The 18,034-nt window shown below is 51.6% G+C and carries 10 protein-coding genes and 1 pseudogene; 3 read left to right on the forward strand and 8 right to left on the reverse strand.

The genetic code is table 11. From position 1 onward, the window contains the following. Window positions 1–38 precede the first annotated feature (38 nt). The 8 genes from BD01_RS00415 to BD01_RS00450 all read right to left on the reverse strand — a co-directional run bounded on the left by BD01_RS00415 (window position 39) and on the right by BD01_RS00450 (window position 11,766). Entirely contained in the window at window positions 39–1,442 is a 1,404-nt protein-coding gene (locus tag BD01_RS00415) for an MATE family efflux transporter (RefSeq protein WP_245599250.1), read from the reverse strand. A 267-nt stretch (window positions 1,443–1,709) separates the two neighbouring features. Further along, window positions 1,710–3,116: a restriction endonuclease subunit S gene (locus BD01_RS00420; RefSeq protein WP_042688797.1), complete on the reverse strand. Its 1,407-nt coding sequence runs from the start codon at window positions 3,114–3,116 to the stop codon at window positions 1,710–1,712. Then, window positions 3,113–5,050, reverse strand: a complete 1,938-nt coding sequence (locus BD01_RS00425) for an N-6 DNA methylase (protein ID WP_051482137.1) — start codon at window positions 5,048–5,050, stop codon at window positions 3,113–3,115. The genes BD01_RS00420 and BD01_RS00425 overlap by 4 nt, the downstream gene beginning before the upstream one ends. Window positions 5,051–5,135: 85 nt before the next feature. Then, on the reverse strand, window positions 5,136–7,511 hold the full coding sequence (gene ppsA, locus BD01_RS00430; RefSeq protein ID WP_042688800.1) for a phosphoenolpyruvate synthase: 2,376 nt from the start codon (window positions 7,509–7,511) through the stop codon (window positions 5,136–5,138). 132 nt (window positions 7,512–7,643) lie between these two features. Continuing rightward, entirely contained in the window at window positions 7,644–9,071 is a 1,428-nt protein-coding gene (locus BD01_RS00435) for an ArnT family glycosyltransferase (RefSeq protein ID WP_051482138.1), read from the reverse strand. Further along, window positions 9,064–10,116 carry a hypothetical protein gene (locus BD01_RS11035; RefSeq protein WP_051482139.1) on the reverse strand — a complete coding sequence of 351 codons (1,053 nt, stop codon included), beginning with the start codon at window positions 10,114–10,116 and terminating at the stop codon, window positions 9,064–9,066. Before BD01_RS11035 ends, BD01_RS00435 begins: the two co-directional genes overlap by 8 nt. Then, entirely contained in the window at window positions 10,103–11,095 is a 993-nt protein-coding gene (locus BD01_RS00445; protein ID WP_042688801.1) for a hypothetical protein, read from the reverse strand. The genes BD01_RS11035 and BD01_RS00445 overlap by 14 nt, the downstream gene beginning before the upstream one ends. Then, window positions 11,092–11,766, reverse strand: coding sequence for a phospholipase D-like domain-containing protein (locus tag BD01_RS00450; RefSeq protein ID WP_042688803.1), 675 nt, complete (start codon window positions 11,764–11,766; stop codon window positions 11,092–11,094). Before BD01_RS00450 ends, BD01_RS00445 begins: the two co-directional genes overlap by 4 nt. Window positions 11,767–11,978: 212 nt before the next feature. On the opposite strand from BD01_RS00450, the gene BD01_RS11425 reads away from it, so the two are divergent. The 3 genes and pseudogenes from BD01_RS11425 (at window position 11,979) to BD01_RS00465 (ending at window position 18,008) form a co-directional block, all read left to right on the forward strand. Next, complete coding sequence (locus BD01_RS11425; protein WP_042688806.1) at window positions 11,979–16,466, forward strand: S8 family serine peptidase; 4,488 nt, start codon at window positions 11,979–11,981, stop codon at window positions 16,464–16,466. Window positions 16,467–16,507: 41 nt separating this feature from the next. Further along, window positions 16,508–16,808, forward strand: a pseudogene (locus BD01_RS00460) (DUF424 domain-containing protein). Between the two features lie 42 nt (window positions 16,809–16,850). Beyond that, on the forward strand, window positions 16,851–18,008 hold the full coding sequence (locus BD01_RS00465; RefSeq protein WP_042688808.1) for a 60S ribosomal export protein NMD3: 1,158 nt from the start codon (window positions 16,851–16,853) through the stop codon (window positions 18,006–18,008). The last annotated feature ends 26 nt before the right edge of the window (window positions 18,009–18,034 follow it).

The raw sequence follows: 18,034 nt of genomic DNA on the forward strand, positions 1-18,034 counted from the left end.
GGCCTATCAGACCGCCATCGAAGGGCTACTATTTAAAGCTACTCCTCGATTATAGCCCTCATCCAGCTGCCGTGGAGGAACCACGCGAGCGCTACCAGCGCGCCGAGGACGTTGCTCAGCCCCATTCCGAGCCACAGCCCGGTGGTGTCTCTTGTCAGGACACCGAGGCCGTAGCTGAGGGGAAGCCTCAGCCCCCAGAGGCGGAACATGCTGAGGAGCATGCTCTTCTTCGTGTGACCCGAGCTCTGGAAGACGTTGTTAACGGCGGAGAATATTCCAAAGAACGGGAGCGAGGCGGAGAAGTACTTCACGACCTTGGCGCTCTCCGCTATTATAGCCGGGTCGTTGATGAAGAAGCTGAAAATCTGGACGCGGAAGAGGGCAAAGAGGAGCGTTCCAACACCGAGGATTGTGAAGTTGATTGCCATCGCCTTCTCCGCTATCTCTTTGGCCCTCTCGTAGAGCTTCGCCCCGATGGCCTGTCCCACCATTGTTCCCATGGCCATGCTTACCCCGTCGGAGAACGCAAACATGAAGTTGGTCAGCCTGTTGGTTATTGAATATGTCGCGAAGGCCACATCCTGAAAGTTCTCTATTCCGTGAGCCTGCCCGTAGAGCTCTCCGATTGTGAAGATGATTCTCGTAAGGATTACAAAGCCCAGAGCAGTCGTTGAAGTTCCAACGCTCGAGGGAAGGCCGACGCGGAAGATGCGGGAGTAGAAGTAGGGGTCTGGCTTGAGGTTCTTAAGGGTTAGGTGAACGCCCACCTTTCCGGTGAAGAGCAGATAGCCGCCGACGATGGAGCCGAGGCTGTTGGAGAGCATGGTCGCGACGGCCGCTCCGACGACGCCAAGCCTGGGAAACGGCCCCCAGCCGAAGATGAAGAAGGGGTCGAGGACGAGGTTGAGCAGTACCGTCGCTATGTTTATCTTAACCGGCGTTCTGGTGTCGCCTATCGCCCTCAGGAGGAAGTTGAAGGCGAAGAGGGTAAAAGAGAAGGGGATTCCCGCGAAGATGACGCGCGTGTAAGAGAGGGCGTAGGGGTAAATTGTGTCACTTACCCCCATGAACCTCAGGAGGTATGGGGCAGAGACCACGCCGAATATCCCAACGCCGATGGCGAAGAGCATCATAAGGGAGTAGAGCGCCCCGGCGGAACGGTTGGCCTTCTCGTAGTTTCCAGCGCCGACGTACTGACTCACGAAGGCGAAACCTGCTGTAGCGAACCCCATTCCCATCGCCATGAAGAACCAGACGAGGGGCCAGGCCGTTCCCGGCGCGGCCAGCTCCTCCCTGCCGAGCTTTCCGAGCCAGAAGGTATCGGTCAGGTTGTAAAGGACCTGCACGAGCTGGTTTATGATTAGAGGGTAGGCTAACAGGATAAGCGTTTTTACAACGGGGCCCCTGAGTATCTGCTCGCGCATTGCCTCGACTCGCTTCATTGAGATACTTGTCGAAACGTTAGTATAAAAACTTTGAGGTGGATAAATGGGCCAAATTCAGGACGTAAGGCATACTCACAAAATTCAATAATCAGTTTCTTTTCAATATCTTCACTCCTAATCTCGACATCAAGGATATCGAAAGAATTTGGAAAGATTTGGCTTTTTCTTACGGGACCACGAGGGATAATGGTTTTTGTTATCCAATTAGCACACCTCTAGCTTATCATTTTCGTTGAACAACTTTAAAAAAGGTAAACTCTAGCCTCAAAGTGAAACGCCACTGAGCTCTTCCAAGTGTCTTTCAAGCATTGAGATAGCTTCCTGTTCCAATAGGTTGGCCTTATCTTTGAGCTCGTAGGCTTCAATGACGAGGTTTCCGATTTTGTCTTGGGTTGATTTGTCTGGGAGGGGAAGTTTGATTTTTGTAATGTGGAATTCCTCTAGGTGCTTGATTACTCCCCCATACGTTTCTCTTATTATTTGGGCTTGTCCATAGACGCTCTGTAAAAAGATAACAAGATATCCGGGGTTTATGTCTTCTCTGGGTATTGTGTAGATGAAATCATCGCTAGCAGCCCAAGAGCTTATGTGTTCGGTTACTAACATGACTCTTCCTAGTGTGCCGCTTCTCGTAATAAGCAACATTCCCGGAGTTAACTGGTATTCTGGTTTTTCTGCTAACGGTTTCCACAAATATTTGATGTCGAAATATTTCACTAAAACGGAGTGAATAGGTAATAAAAATGGGACTCCCATCTCGGGTTTTACATAGATTCTTTTGAACCTTGGGGGGACATATGCCCTAGCGAGTATAGATTGCATCGGGACTATAGTTAAGTTAGATTTTGAAAGCTCATCGAGAACCTTTCGGACTAGAGGGATATGATACGATGCATCAAGCCTCAAATCAAGCTCACTCGCCTTAACTGTGAAGGCTTTGACTTTCCTTCCTAAGTCTCCTCCAAAGTATTCTACTGAATTTTCGTCAATTTCAGGAAGGCTGAGTTCAGTATAAAACAATTTCTCGGCCTCAAGAAGCTTGAGCTGTGCTTCCTCGCGCATTTTGTGAGCTTCAAGAATCCTGCTGTTCACTTTCTTCATGATGTCCTCATCTACGATTGGGATTGGGATATTGGCAACGTGGTGTGGTTCAATGTGTTTTATAGGGCCACCATAGTTTGTTTTAGTCAAAAACGCTTGTCCAATCCACGTGTTGAGGTAAGCATAGATGTATCCTAGGGAGCTTTTGTCCTTGGGTATGACTCTAATTAAATCGTGAGACATAACATAGGTTGAGAGTACTCTGTCGCTTATCCTAATTCTCCCAACACTTCCAGAGCACGTTATTAGTATCCAGTCTGGTTCAATCTTTAGGCCCTCGGGATAGTCTTTAATGAACTTTCTTGCTTTTAGGGGAAACAGAAATATCTCATTTGGCATTAGGTAGGGGTCGCCTTCATTTTTTGACACATAATTACGCCTAAACCTTGGTCTGTGGAATATTTTTTCACTAAAATCCTCAATTAAACCAATTGAAATCCCAGATTTTTTAAGTTCATCAATCAATATATGGGCCTTTAAACGCTCTCTACTGTAAAATTCTGCATCTAGCCTAAGCTCGCCAGAAAAAATGAATGCACTTGGGACACTAACCCACTTAACGTCGCTCATGGAGTGAGCCCCCTTGCCTTGGCCCACTTTTTAAAGAGTTCTGCGACTATTGGGAGGTCATCATCCTTTATTGGGTTCCCTCTTTCATCGAGGAGTATCTTTCCATCTGGTGTTGTTTTGTAAATATCATTGCCCCTCCTGTCGTGACCAACTTTTTCAGGAATCGCCATGAATATCTCGTACTCTTCATCTCTTCCAACCTCGTGAGGATACTTCTTTTGAAGTATCAAAACACTGGTCTGAGTTCCGGTGTGAGGTTCAAACGTTTCTGTTGGCAGGTCTATACTTGCGATAATCCTTGCTTTTTGGAGTATCCACTTGCGGAGCCATGTAAGACCTGGGTTGCTTAGTATACTATCTGGAAGGACTATTCCTAAAATTCCGCCGGGTTTGAGGAACTGAAGTGTTCTCTCTATAAACAACTGTTCTGGTGGGAGTGAACTCCTGGGGCTGGTAGCTTCGAAGGTTGTTATCTCGTATTGAGACAAAATTTCTGGGTTGTCTATTGGGAGTTTGGAGCCAAATGGGGGGTTTGTTATCACAATGTCGAAACGGGAGATAGCACTTTCAATTTCTTCTGGCTTTTCAAGTGTTGCCAGGTATTTTCTGAACTTTTCTATGCTTCCGAACTTTTTGACATCCTCGGGAAATAGTGTTCTAAGAACTTCATCGCTCCACTTTGATGGGTGCTCCAGTGAATTAGCATGAACTATATTCGATGAGCCATCCCCATGCATAACCATGTTCATCTGAGCGGCTTTAACTAGGAGGGGATTGAAGTCTATGCCGAATAGGTTTGCTCTGGCGATTTCCGCAAGTGTGTCCCTTAGCAAGTCATAGCGGTAGCCTTTCGATTCAAGTAACTTTTTGAGATGGTGTATTATTGCTATTAGGAATCCTCCAGTGCCAACGGCTGGGTCGAGGATTCTCACCCCTCCGGGATTCATTATGTCCTCCTCTCTAAAGAGTGTCAGAATCATTTCTGCCGTCATTCTGCATACTGTGCGGGGAGTGAAGAATTCCCCTCTATCTCCTCTGAGATTTGAACCAACGATTTCTTCATATGCTTCCCCTTTGACATCAATGTCGGTATTAACGAGGCTGAAACGCTGGAGTTCGGATACAACATAGATGAGCACTCGGTCATTTAGTTTAAGTGATTCGTTTTCATCGAAGATATACTGGTATTTCCGTTTTACCTTTTCAAAAATCTCTTCAAGTCTATCCCTCACGTCTTTGGGGTCCTCATTTGGAAGAACGTAAAACTTAAGTGAAGGATTGAAGTGCTCATCGTACACTTTGATAAAGATGAGTTTCAGCAATTCTTCAAATGCTTGGTCTTTAGGGAGGCCTTGATTTGCATGTATGTAATTGTGAATCCTCCTAAATACGCTCTTGAGATTAGTTGCAGGCCTTAGGGTTCCGTGGGTTGGTTTCGGGATAGTAGTCTCTCCTTTCTTTGGAATGTCTGGAATTTGGACAAGCTTTCTAATGCCCTTCTTTTTGATTACCTGATAAACTATCCTTTCACTTCCAACCCAAATACCAAATTTAGCATTCATACAAGCAGAAAGATAACTTTCAAGCTGGGCGATGCCTTCTTTCTTATCAGAGGGTTTGATATCTTCTCTCTTTGCTTCGACTATAATGTAAATGTTCTCCTGTTTATGAGGCTTCCCTTCATAAAACACCACTAGGTCAGCTCTTTTCTTCGCTCGTCCCATCTTGATTGGAAACTCTACATCCATGTCTTGGGGTGAATATCCATAAACTTCAATAAGCTCTCTAGCTATCTCCTGCCTAACTCTCTCCTCAGGAGTGTCTTTTCGGAGCTTTCCAGTAACTACACATTTTATCTTTCCGGGGGGTATGCTCATCTCCTCCGTTTTAAGTGTAGTACCAAGAAGTGTCAGCTGTTTCTCCCTGCGTCCCACTAATAACCACCGTGCCCATATACCACTAAAGCAAATAAAAATCTAATGGTTGGCTAGAGCAAAATTTTAAGAAAAATGAGGGAAATCAGAAGTCAAGCTCGTCCTCATCCTCGAAGAGCCTCTTGCGAGCGGCCTCGAGGATGAGCTTCTGCTCCTCCTGGGCGACGGTCTTCCTGATGAGCTCGACCGCATCGGGGTTGGCGCTGATGCTGTCGATGCCGAGCCTGACGAGAATCCTGGCCATCTTCGGGTCACTGCCGGCCTGTCCGCAGATGCTGGTCTCGACGCCGTACTTCTTGGCGACCTTTATGACGTTCTCGATGAGCTTGAGAACGGCCGGGTGCTTCTCGTCGTAGAGGTAGGCAATCCTGTCGTTGTCCCTGTCGATGGCGAGGGTGTACTGGGTGAGGTCGTTGGTACCGAAGCTGACGAAGTCAAGGCCCTCCTTGATGAGGTCCTCGATGATGAGCGCGGCCGCGGGAACCTCGACCATGATTCCCCACTCGACGTCCTTGTGTGGCTCGAGGCCAACTGAGCGGGCTATCTCCTTGGCCTTCCTTATCTGCTCGGGGTTGGCGACGAGCGGAAGCATGACGCCGATGTTGTCGTAGCCCTCCTCGACAACCTTCTTGATGGCCTTGAACTCGGCCTTGAGGAGCTCGACCTGGTCAAGGCTCCTCCTGATTCCGCGCCAGCCGAGCATCGGGTTCCTCTCGTCCGGCTCGTCCTCTCCGCCGGGCATCTCCTTGAACTCGTTGGTCGGGGCGTCAAGGGTCCTGTACCAGACCGGCCTCGGGTAGAATGCAGCTGCAACGGTCCTTATTCCGTCGGCGAGCTTCTCGACGAGCTCCTCCTCCTTGCCCTCCTTGATGAACTTGACCGGGTGCTGGCCGATGCTGAGTATCATGTGCTCAGCGCGGAGGAGTCCAACACCGTCGGCGCCGGTGGCGGCGGCCCTCTCGGCAACCTCGGGCATGGAGACGTTGACCTTGACCTTGGTGGCGGTGACGAGCGGGGCACCGGCAACGACGACCTGTCCGCCGGCGGCCTTCTCTTCCTCCTTCTTCTCGACGAGGCTCTTGACTATGCCCTTGTAGACTACACCGCGGGTACCGTCGACGGTGACGTAGTCGCCGGTCTTGAGCTTCTTGGTGGCCTCCTTGGTACCGACGACGGCCGGAATGCCGAGCTCACGGCTGACGATGGCCGCGTGGCTGGTCCTTCCACCCTCGTCGGTGATGATGGCGGAGGCCCTCTTCATGGCCGGAACCATGTCCGGGTTGGTCATGGTGGTGACGAGAACGTCGCCCTCCTTGACCTTGTCAATCTCGCTGGCGTCGAAGATGACGACGACCCTACCGGCGCCGATGCCCGGTGAGGCACCGAGACCCTTGAGTATGACCTCGGCCTCCTCGGTAACCTCGGCGCCCTCCTCGCTCTTGGCCTCCTTGAGGGTGGTAATCGGCCTGCTCTGGACGATGTAGAGCTTGCCGTCGTCCTTGTCGTAGGCCCACTCGATGTCCTGCGGCCAGCCGTAGTGCTCCTCAATCTTGGCACCGAGCTTGGCGACCTCGACAATCTGCTCGTCGGTGAGAACCTGCTTCTCAACCCACTCGGGGCCGAGGTACTCGGCGACCTTGACGTAGACGGTGCCCTTACCGGTCTCGGGGTTCCTGACGACCATAACTTCTTTCTTGGCGATGAACTTCTCCTTTATCTTCCAGGTGCCTTTCTCGACGATGTACTCGTCTGGAGTAACGCTTCCGCTGACGACGGCCTCACCGAGGCCCCAGCTGGCGTTAATCATTATCTCGTTCCTGTCGTTGGTGACCGGGTTGGCGGTGAACATGACACCGCTCTTCTCGCTGTTGACCATCTTCTGGACGACGGCGCTGAGGTAAACCTTACTGTGGTCGAAGCCCTGCTTGGCCCTGTAGAAGGTAGCCCTGGCGGTCCAGAGTGAGGCCCAGCACTTCTTGACCTTGTCTATAACGTCATCAACGCCGTAGACGTCGAGGTAGGTCTCCTGCTGGCCGGCGAAGGAAGCCTCCGGAAGGTCCTCAGCGGTAGCAGAAGAGCGAACGGCGACGTAAACGGCGTCCTTGCCGAAGCGCTGGCTGAGCTTCTTGTAGGCGTCCTCAATCTCCTTGGCAATCTCCTCGGGCATGGGCATCTGAATTATCTTCTCCCTAATCTTGGCGGTGTTCTCCTGGAGCTGCTTGGAGTCGTCAACGTTGGTCTTGCTTATGATGTCCATAATCCACTCCTGAAGGGTCCTACCGTCCTCAACCTTAACGTTCTCGACGAAGTACTTGTAGGCCTCAGCGGTGACACAGAATCCGGGCGGGACAGGGATTCCCGCGTTGGTAAGCTCACCGAGGTTGGCACCCTTGCCTCCGACAAGGGGGACATCCTTCTTGCTGAGCTCCTCGAACCACCTTATAAACCTGTATTCGCTCATGGCGTTTCCCTCCGTTTAATTACTGCGGGTGATATATCGAAAGGTCGCTTTTAAAATTAACTATCCAGGCCTGTTCCTCAGTGTATAAGGTTGAAAAAGAGAGGGGATGTGTTCATTTGGAAATAGGGCGCCCTAATTCGCCCCGAGGTTCTTCCTTATAAAGATTTTGAACTTTCCGTTGTAGAACTCCTTGACGAGTTCGTAGTTTCCGCTCTTGAGGATGTTGAGGTACGTGTTCGGGTCCTTGTGGATAATCACATCGTAGTAGCCTTCGCTTATTTTCTTCTCGACGTCCTTGCGATAAAGTATCATCTCAACCTTGGCGCCGGGATAGTAGAAGCCGGCCATAGTGTAGAGATACGGCGACACCAAGAGCCTCTCACCGGGATAATGCTCGCTCGCGTACCTGAGCACATGGGAGTCGTACTTGCCGGTTATGTTCCACCTCTCCTTTAGAACGAACGCGTTTCCGCCCACTGGGATGAGGAGGAGCAGGGCGAGACCTATTGTGATGGCCTTCTTCCACGGTTTTATCGGCCTTCCAGCGAGTTCAAGGGCTTTTTCAATCCCATCCACGATTAGGGAAACCCCCTCAACGGCGAGTATCCCCATCACCGGGGCAAGGAACGTTATGAAGCGCGTCTCCTTGTGGGTGACCGTCATTATCATGGCAAACCCGATGAGGGCCCAGCTTATCAGGAGCCATCCCTTTTCGTCCTGCTTCTGTCTTACAAGCCCCAAAACCACCAGAGCCGGAAGGACGTGGCCTATGTCCTTGAAGAGCCACTTCAGGAAGGTTGACACCGAGACTGGCCTGTCGGCGGTAACGACCCTGCTCGCTACCTCAAACGGCTTCAGCGCCCCCCCGTAGTGAAGGTGGCCCAGGTAGAGCCAGGGACTCAGGGTGAGGAGGAGCAGGGCGAAGCCAATGAGGTACTCCCTTTTTTTGACCCAGTTCCAGTACTCGGTGAGCCAGAGGTAAGTGATGAAAACCGCTATTATTGAGAGCCCAGTGTAGCGCGTCAGTATCGCGAGGCCGGCCGAAACGAAGGCGAGATAAATCCTCGTGGGGTTTCCACTTTTTCTTCCGGTGTAGAGGAGGTAGATGGCCAGGGTGTAGAAGAACGTGAACTCGCTGTGGACGAGCTCTCTGGTTCCCATTGTGAAGGCGAGGGCGTTGAAGATGAAGAAGGCCGAGGCGAAGATTCCCTTAACGAACCTTTCAAAGAGCTCCAGGGTTAGCAGGTAAACCAGGACCGCCGTCAGGGCAAAGAAGACGGCCGATACGAGCCTTGCAACCCTTAGCTGGCTCAGGGGTTCGTGGACGAAGTGGTAGAACAACGAAAGGGTGTACGGGTAGAGCGGGGGACGGTACATCATGTAGGCTCCCTGGTAGGTGAAGCTCGTTGGATTGACCGCGAGGTTCCTCGCGATGTCAATGTAAAGCGCTCCGTCGTAGCTCAGGGTGTCCCAGGGTGGAAACGTGATGAGCTCTATGCCCAGGGCAAACAGGAAAACGATTCCCGGCAGGACCTTCCGGGTTAGGGTTCTCTTATCCATCTTCCTTCACCCCTGCAAGGTACGCCATCAGGAGGATTGCAACGAGGAACTGTCCCTCAATCCCAATGTCGAGGGCAAGAATTGCAACGGTGAGCGCGAAGGTTCCCGTGAATGGATTCTTCGAAGCCCTTCCCAGGGCGAGCCCGAGGATTAGGGCCTCAAGGAGTCCGAGAATCCCGAAGTCGTAAGCCGGCTGTCCAAAGAGCGTGTACGTGTATCCGACTTCCTTTCCAAAGAGCTCCCCCACGTAGCCGGTGGGGTCCGGGTTGAAGAGGAGCTCCCGGTTTCCGAGGGGCATTCCCAGGTGGAAGAGCCTCTCGTAGACTGTGTAGGAAGAGGCCGGTCTGTAGAGAAGGCTCCCGAGGAAGCCGAGCCTCCAGGTGGAGTACTCCCTCACCGTTACGTAGTGTCTCGCCAGGAACACCGCCAGGAGAAGGACGATACCAAGCAAAACCGCTTTCCTGTGTCTTTTAAGTTCTTCGATGGTCAATTTGTTGTCGTAGGCCATTCTAAGGGCGTATGCAGCCGCCACTCCTAACCCGACTGTTCTCGACGCGCTGATGAGCGCAATCGCCTCGCCAAGTACCAGAAGGCGAACGTCTGGAAAAACTGCTATTGTCCCAATGATTATGTCTCCTGCAACGAGAAACGGAACGCTCGCGCTCGTGTATCTCAGTTCCGGCTTTAACACTGGGATTCCCCATTTGATACACGCAAAGACCGTCAGGGAAACCGCTAAGAGCACCGCCGGAAGGACGGCTTTCCTCAGAAGGTTCCTCTTCAACGCAAAAAACAGAATCGCAAAGCTGACGAGTCCGCCGATAAAGTAGATGGGACCGAGAGGAACGAGGAGGATTAATGCTGGAAGAAAGGCCTCTCCCCTCAGCCTTGGTCCCAGGTTTTCTCCGATGAGGAGGAGGGAGAGAAAAAGGATGGCGTAGAGGGCCGGACCCACGTCTATCCCCTTGAAGTAAAGGACCTTTCCCAGCCACGCCATGCCGAGGTAAGTCCATGCGGTTAAAGCAAAGACCTCAGTGGGCTTCACGTTTTCTCATCACCTTCCATCCCTTGTAGACCGCGTAGGCACCGAGGAGGAAGAGGACGTAAACGGGGAGGTCAAGGATTCCGGTTTCAACCCCGACTATCCCATAGGCGAGCGTTGAATAGTAGAGGGCTCTGGTGGTTGGATGGGTGGCCTTCGAAACGGCCCCGTAGTAGAGCCCGAGGAGGAAGCCTTCTATTACGGCGAAGATTCCAAAGTCCAGGTACATTCCCCCCAGGAGCGTGGCCGTTATCGTTGCCCCAGTGTGAACGTAGAGGAACTTCGCTATGAGTCCCCTCGGAGAATAGCCTCCCCATATGTAGGAAGCCACTCCGGCCCACTGCAACTGTCCCCCATAAGTTCCGCTCCAGTCCCCGCGCCAGATTATTACGTCGAGGGCAGAGACCGTGCTCTGAAAGCGGACCCAGAGGCTCGATAGAGTGTTCCCCCTGAGGAACGTTATGAGCAGGAACAGCCCAGCGCCCCCGGCGAGAATTCCGGCGAGTTTTTTGACGTCGAGTTTTCCTTCCCCCTTGGCGCTCTCGTAATAGGCGGAGCCTATGGCTATTATTGAGACGAGGACTGGAGTTCTGTAGGCGTAGAGGGAAACCGCAACGGGGTAGAGGAGGGCGTACCTCTTTCCCCTGATGAAGAGGTAGACGCTGGCCGGGACACCGAGGAAGTAAGTCAATGCCGTCAGCCTCGGGTTGAGATGCGTCCTTATTGCCGGGTGCAGAAGGGGGATGTTTCCGAGCCTTATGACCTGATAGAGGATTATTCCTATCGCTATCCAGAACGCGTAATTCACGTACCTCTCGTCGATTTCAAAGCCCAGGTCCCTCCATTCAACTCTATCTCCCCGGCGTATTCCGAAGAGTATCGCCAGCGCAAAGACGAGGCTCACCGCGAGCGTCTTGGGCTCGGCGAGGCCTACTGCCACGTAGGTCATAAAGAGAACCGGCACGAGAGCCGGGAGTTTCATGGACCTCTCACCTCAACGAGCTTCAGGGGAAGGTTTCTTTCGTCGGAGTTAACGTAGAGAAGACCGTAGGTGTACACCGTATAGTTGCCGAGGTACTTGATTAGGTACTGAACCGGAACCATATTGGCGGTTATTATCGCGCCATTGGGGCCGAGGTGGTTTATCGTTATTGAGCCGTAGGTTTTGTAGTCCGCCATGTACTTCAGCTTGCCTATCTCTATTGGGGTTATCCCATCCCCGATGTAAATTTTCCCGGAGTAGCGGACGGAGTAGTACTGGTCGGGGAGTAGTTTTGAGAAAACCTCGGACCCCTTGCCCTCCATCGGGTCAACCCCGTAGAGGTACACTTTACCGTGGTAGACTATTCTGATGAGTTTTGCCTTTATGTCCTCTCGCGTTGCCTCGGGTCCGCCGACGGTATAAGTGGTTCCGTTCACGACTATGGAGATGGTAGAACCCCTCACGCTCAGGAGGTTGCCCTCGATGGTCTTCCCGTCAACGGTTTTAACGATTATTGTCACGTTGAAGCCCCTCACGAGAAGGCCGTATGCGTGGTTCGCGGACTCGTATATCTCTCCTCCCTGGTAGTGTTGAACTTGGGAATTCAGGATGAACCCCACAAGGGCGAGTCCAATCAGGATTACAGCAATGTGGTTTGCTTTTATTTTCATCGTGACTCACCGGCTTTCATTATAGTGCATTAGTTTGCTTTTTGATTCACCGTTAGGTTAAAAATCTTTTCCGTAGTTGGAACAAGGTGTCAAGAGAATACTTCGATACTCAACGTTGTCCTTTCCGGCGTTTTCGAGCGCACCCCAGTCGAAATATTTATATCGGGGCGCCAAGTAGAGGATGTTGAAGTACCCCCATAGGAGGTGTTGGAATGAATAGAAAGGCGTTGAGTCTTTTAATCGTGGTAGTAATGACGCTCGCGATAGTACCAGCAGCGTTCGCTCAGGCGTATGTGCCATTAAATACAACGCTGAGTGAACCAATGGTGCACGACACAAAGGAGGTTACTACTGCGCTCTCAAAGTTCTATGACAACAATGACCGACCGTATATCCCAAAGTCAGTAATTTCTGCGTTTGTTCAAGCAAAAGCCATGGGATTTGATATGGTTCCTTTGATAGTTCACCTGAGGGAGGGCCACAACGTTTCTGAACTTGTTCAGGAGGGCTTTATGGTCTTTAATGTCTTCAAGCCTGTGAACCTTGTTTCGATAGGAGTTAAAGTTGATGACCTCAAAAAGCTTGCAAAGAGCAAAGCTATAGACCGAGTTTGGGTTGACCAGATTTACCAGCTTACTGACCCCGAACCTCGCTTTCAGATTGGAGACCCAAACAAGCCTAATTACTTCATTGGAAATGTTACTCTCACTGCAGATGAAGCCCAGGGACTTGCAAACGTTAGTGTTGAGTCCACGTTTGCCAAACAGATGTGGGAAATGGGGTTTGATGGCAGGAACGTTACGGTTGCCGTTATAGACACTGGTGTTGACCCAGGACACCCTGACCTTCAGTGGACTACCGACGGAAAGCCCAAGATTGTGGACTACGTTGACTTAACTCCAACGTATATTCTCAGCAAGTACTTTGGGATTCCAGCTAAACCTGCCTCGGGATGGTTTAATACTTCGACTGAGGTTAGGGCAATAAACGGTACCGTTGTCTATATGAACAGGACTTTCAAGTTGCCTACCAACGCTGTTTCGAAGAGCGGAATATACCATATAGGCCATGTTGAGGAGTGGGGCGTTGAACTCGATGGTGATTTCGTGAACAATACTAACTACTGCCCATACACTAACGACGATCTTGATCCTGTATGTTACGCGAATCACCACGACTCGTGGGCAGGTGCAATACTCCTCGTTGACAACGACACCCCTGGTGTATACAATCTTGTCTATGTTGACACCGACGATGATGGTAGCTTTGCCGATGAGAAGCCTCTCACAGTCTACAGGACTCATCCCGGCCCAGACAATGTTGGTGCGTGGATATGGAGTGAAAAGTTTGGGATAAAGAAGAGCTTCGTTGTCTCCGATATGGACCCCAATGGAAACTGGGTTATACTGGGCTACGACATGGGTGACCACGGCACCCACGTTGCTGGAACAATTGCCGCCAACGGCTGGATTAAGGGCATGGCTCCTGGAGCTCAGTTGATGGTTATTAAAGTCGGAGCAGACTATGGGGGATATATCCTTACTAGCTACCTTATAAACGCCTTCCTCTACGCTGCCCTAGGTCCCGATGGAAAGCCCAACACCGGAGACGAAGCCGACGCGGTTAGTATGAGCATTGGAGGCCTCCCGCTCTTCCAGCTTGGTGATGACAATGATGACTTGGTTCTTGACTGGGTTGCCGACCAGTTTGATATACCGTTCTCAATTTCGGCAGGAAACGAGGGTCCGGGAATAAACTCGGTTGGTTCTCCAAGCACGGCTTTCAATGCAATATCCGTTGGAGCGGCTATGGAGAAACTCAGAATGGAGTGGCTCAATGAGCACATGATAAACACCAGTGAATACCAGTACGTTTGCTCACTGTGCAACCTCAGTGAAGTTCCGCTGTTCCCGGTTGACGAACTCAATGACTACGCAGTTGTTACCACATTCAGCTCTCGCGGTCCTAATGAAGTTGGTCAGATGAAACCAACGCTCGTTGCCCCTGGTGCTGACATAATGTCTACAATGCCCCTTGAGATGCTCTATCCTCTCAGCAGAAACAAGGTCCCCTACCAGTACATGAGTGGTACCTCCATGGCTGCTCCTCACGTTGGTGGAGCATTGGCCCTGCTCATTGGGGCTTACAAGGAAACCTACGGTGTTAAGCCGACCCCAGACATGCTTGAAGATGCCCTCGTTCGCGGTGCGATACCCCTTAATCAGAGCATCGTTGACGCGGGACTTGGATTCCTTAACGTTACCGGTGCATGGGATGTCCTCAAGACTATGACGCACGTTGAGGAGTCTCCGCTTGTTTACTCCGGTTACTATGCAAGGGACAGTGAGAAAAGGGAGCAGTTCCAGGACGCTCTAAAGGGTATCTTGGGCATCGGTTACCCATTCCTCCCGTATCCAGTTGAGTGGTCAGTGAACTTGTCTGACCCGTTAAACCCCGATGCACTCTATGACCTTGCAATGACTCCGAGATACAACTCCCCCTTTGGACTCATAACCGTCCACAATTCCGGAAACGAGTCAGTTAACCTTACCATTTATGCCACCGGAGAACTTGCACCATACATGTACCTTAACGATAACTTCACCCAGCTTAGAAATGGAGTAGGTTACAGGATACTCAATGTTACTATTGCCCCTAAGGACACTGTGCCAGTGTTTTTCACGACCCCATATGCCTTTGGAGTCAATCTCACGCCAGGTGTCCACGAAGCCTTGATTATTGGGGATGACCCAAGCACTGCCATAATTGATATGAAGGCTCCTGTTACGATAGTGGTCCCCTATGAGTTTGCACCAGAGAACAACTATACGATAAAGCAGACCCTTAACATAAAGGCCAACGAGGAAGGCAACTACAACCTCAACAGACTGCTCTTTAAGGTTCCCGCCGATGCTCAGCTCGTGGATATCAGCGTCTACCAGGAGACTGGCGCTGATGTAGTTAGCGTTGTCACAGATCCTGATGGAATGCAAATTATGGGGATTGGAACCGTCGGCCCCGAAATGCCAAATTCATCGGCTTGTAAAGTATATCGTGACATGGGTGGCCCGAGGGACCGGAGAGCGATTACTGACCCGGAGGGAGGAATCTGGGAGATATTTGCATCCAACAACTACTTCAATGCATGGGCATGGGATGTTTACGCACCACCACTGAAAGCCAAGATTGACTACAACGTATCAATCTACGGCGTAAAGCCCGCTGACTACATACCAGAGGTTCCCTACGACTCTGGCATGGTCATCTTCAACTACACTGTTCAGAATCTCTACGCTCCAATAGACGCCTTTGTGGCAGTATCAGGTGTCGGTCCCTACAACGCGAGCATTGAAACTGTCGGCCAGGACGAGTGGTATGTAGAGCAGTTCACTGTGCCAAAGAACACTTCGCTCGTTCACTTCTCTATAAGCAACCCCGGAGACCCCGAGGCAGACCTTGACCTATACGTCATTGGACCCGATGGAACTACCTACGACCAGCAAGTTGGTCCGACCTCTGACGAGACCTTTGAGCTTGAGAACCCGCAGCCTGGGATTTACACAATACTTGTTTACGGTTACGATGTTCCCAGTAACGAGACTACGTTCCTCCTCACGAAGTACGCACTCAGAGATGGCTACCTCTATGCATACCAAGAGAACATGAGCCTCGGTGCCGGTGAGACTGCCAATGTCACCCTTGCACTCAATGCCACTGCGGATGTCTATCCAGGTCTCAATGTGGGTGAACTCTACCTCCTGCTCAAGGATCCGTACATCAATGATGGTGTTAAGGAAGTCGTCAGCACAAAGGTCTTCGTTAAGGTCGGGGGCTCATCATTTGCAGTAGGTCTTGAGAAGAACGAACTTAAACTTGGTGAGGAGAGCCCAGTCATAATTGTCAAGGATGCCCTTACCGGAGTTCCGGTGCCCGGTGCTGAGGTGTACATAAATGGAGAGTACTACGGACTTACCGATGAAAATGGAAAACTCCAGCTTGACATTGAGCCAGAGATGCTCAAGCTTGGTGAGCACACACTGAACGTCACGATAGCCAGAAGCGGTTATGCCACTTACAAAGGCACCCTTAAGTACACTGTCATTGACCCGCTTGCTTCACCATTGCTCTCACCAAAGGAGGCAGAGCCAATAGTCGTTGGTAACGCCGAAGTTACAGAGGTTACCGTGAGTGGCTCGGATGTTAAAGTTACTGTCAACGGACCAAGTGGCGAGACTGCCTACGTTATTGTCCCACTTCCAAGTGACACCATCGATGTCCAGGTTTACGGAGACCATGTCGTAGACTGGTACGTCGAGAAGGGCGAGAATGGAGTCTACCTTGTCGTTGAGGTCAAGTTTGCATCTCCAGTAACTTTCGAGGTTAGATACAGAACACTTAGAATGACATTCAGAGGGCTTACGTACCTCTACTACCACAACTTCGGAAAGTACAACTCAACCTTCGCAGAGCTTTACCAGAAAGCCGTTGATGCAAATGTTGACCAGTCAATCCTTCAGCAAGCTATGGAGCACTATCACAAGGCTATGGAAGAGTACAACAAGGCCCTTGAAATCGCTCCTGGGCCAATCGTCAGGAGCCTCGGCGACTTCAGGCTCTTCATCCACCTCAGGAAAGCATACGCGGAAATCAGAAAAGCCGTCATGATACTCCAGGAAGCCCTGGAAGCCCAGGGTAGCTAAACCCTTTTAACCTCTTTTCTCCCTTTTCTCCCGGTGGTGAAATGATATACGTCAAGGTTTACCGCGTTCAGGGAGAGGTTCTCCTCGCGGCGTGCGACGAGGAACTAATTGGAAAGACCTTCCGCGAGGGTGAGCTCAAGCTCGAGGTCAAGGAGCGCTTTTACAAGGGCGAACTCGTTGAGGAGGAGAGGCTCAAGGAGCTCCTTGACGAGGCAACGATAGCTAACTTAACCGGGGAGCGCTGTGTCGCCAAGGCAATCGAGCTCGGCTACGTCGACCCGGAGAGGGTTCTCAGGATTCAGGGCGTCCCCCCACGCGCAGATGGCGAAGCTCCTCTTCTGAGACTTTTTAAACCCTCAACCCAACTTGAAACGGGTGAGAGGGATGAGGTTCTGCTACCGCTGTGGGATAAGCGAGGAGGAAGGCGGTCCGCTCATCGAGGGCCTCTGTCAGGTCTGCTATCGCAAGGAGAATCCGGTCCTGCTCATAGGGGAAGAGGTAAACACCGAGCTCTGCCAGAACTGCGGGAGCTACAAGAAGAGGGGGGTGTGGGTTGACCCAAAGAGCTACGAGCTTGAGGAGCTCATCTTTGAGGTCGCCGAGAACGCTCTTCTCGAGGAGCTCGAGGATTCCTTCAGCGAGAAAATCAGGGAGTACGAGGTTGTTTCACCAGAGGAGCTGGAGGAGATTGAGGATTTGCCCGTCGGCATGGCAGTGGTTTCCTTCGAGCCCCTGGATTTCCACATCGAGCACTTTCCGGCGATAATCGTCTACGAGGTTCGCGTTAAGGCCAGGACCCACGAACTCCAGCGTGAGTTACACGATGAGCGGAAGCGCGTTACCGTCTACGTCCGCCAGACAGTCTGCCCCCGCTGTCAGAAGTTCCTCGGCGGTTACTTCGAGGCGATTCTGCAGGTCCGCGCCGAGGGGAGACCTCTGAGCGAGGAGGAACGGAAGGCCATAGGGAAGCTCGTCGAGGAGAAGGTTGATGAGATAATGCGGAAGGACAGGATGGGCTTCATCCAGGATACCATAGAGAAGGAAGAGGGTCTCGACTTCTACATGGGCTCCACCAGTTCGGCGAGGAAGATAGCTCAGGCAATCCGCGAGCGCTTTGGTGGGACGATAAGCGAGGCCTATGAACTGGTGGGACTCGACAGGCAGACGAGCAGGGAAGTTTACAGGACGAGCGTGAGCGTGAGGATTCCGAAGTTCAGGAAGGGGGACATCGTGGCCGACAGGAGGGGCAACGTCTACGAGGTCGAGCGCGTTGACGGCAAGGGCTTAACGCTCAAAAACCTCGAGAACTGGGAGAGCGAGCACCTTGACTGGAAGACTGCCAAGAGGGAGAAAGTTGACACCGTCGAGCACGAGGAGAGCGAGGCGATGGTGACGAGCGTTACTCCCGGTGAGGTTCAGCTGATGGACATGGAGAGCTACGAAACTTATGAGCTCAACAGGCCGCCCTTCGAGGTTCGGGAGGGGGAGGTTTACAGGATGGTCCACGTTGGAAGGAGGAAGTACTTCAGGGGCAAGAAGTGATTTTCTCCACCAACCTTTTTAACCGA

It is taken from the genome of Thermococcus nautili (assembly GCF_000585495.1).
Classification (GTDB): Archaea; Methanobacteriota_B; Thermococci; order Thermococcales; family Thermococcaceae; genus Thermococcus; species Thermococcus nautili.

Bases quoted from the DNA above. Each gene is read 5' to 3' on its own strand.
- BD01_RS00415 (WP_245599250.1), bottom strand. From the start codon at position 1,442: ATGAAGCGAGTCGAGGCAATGCGCGAGCAGATACTCAGGGGCCCCGTT.
- BD01_RS00420 (WP_042688797.1), bottom strand. From the start codon at position 3,116: ATGAGCGACGTTAAGTGGGTTAGTGTCCCAAGTGCATTCATTTTTTCT.
- ppsA (WP_042688800.1), bottom strand. From the start codon at position 7,511: ATGAGCGAATACAGGTTTATAAGGTGGTTCGAGGAGCTCAGCAAGAAG.
- BD01_RS00435 (WP_051482138.1), bottom strand. From the start codon at position 9,071: ATGGATAAGAGAACCCTAACCCGGAAGGTCCTGCCGGGAATCGTTTTC.
- BD01_RS00445 (WP_042688801.1), bottom strand. From the start codon at position 11,095: ATGAAACTCCCGGCTCTCGTGCCGGTTCTCTTTATGACCTACGTGGCA.
- BD01_RS00450 (WP_042688803.1), bottom strand. From the start codon at position 11,766: ATGAAAATAAAAGCAAACCACATTGCTGTAATCCTGATTGGACTCGCC.
- BD01_RS11425 (WP_042688806.1), top strand. From the start codon at position 11,979: ATGAATAGAAAGGCGTTGAGTCTTTTAATCGTGGTAGTAATGACGCTC.
- BD01_RS00465 (WP_042688808.1), top strand. From the start codon at position 16,851: ATGAGGTTCTGCTACCGCTGTGGGATAAGCGAGGAGGAAGGCGGTCCG.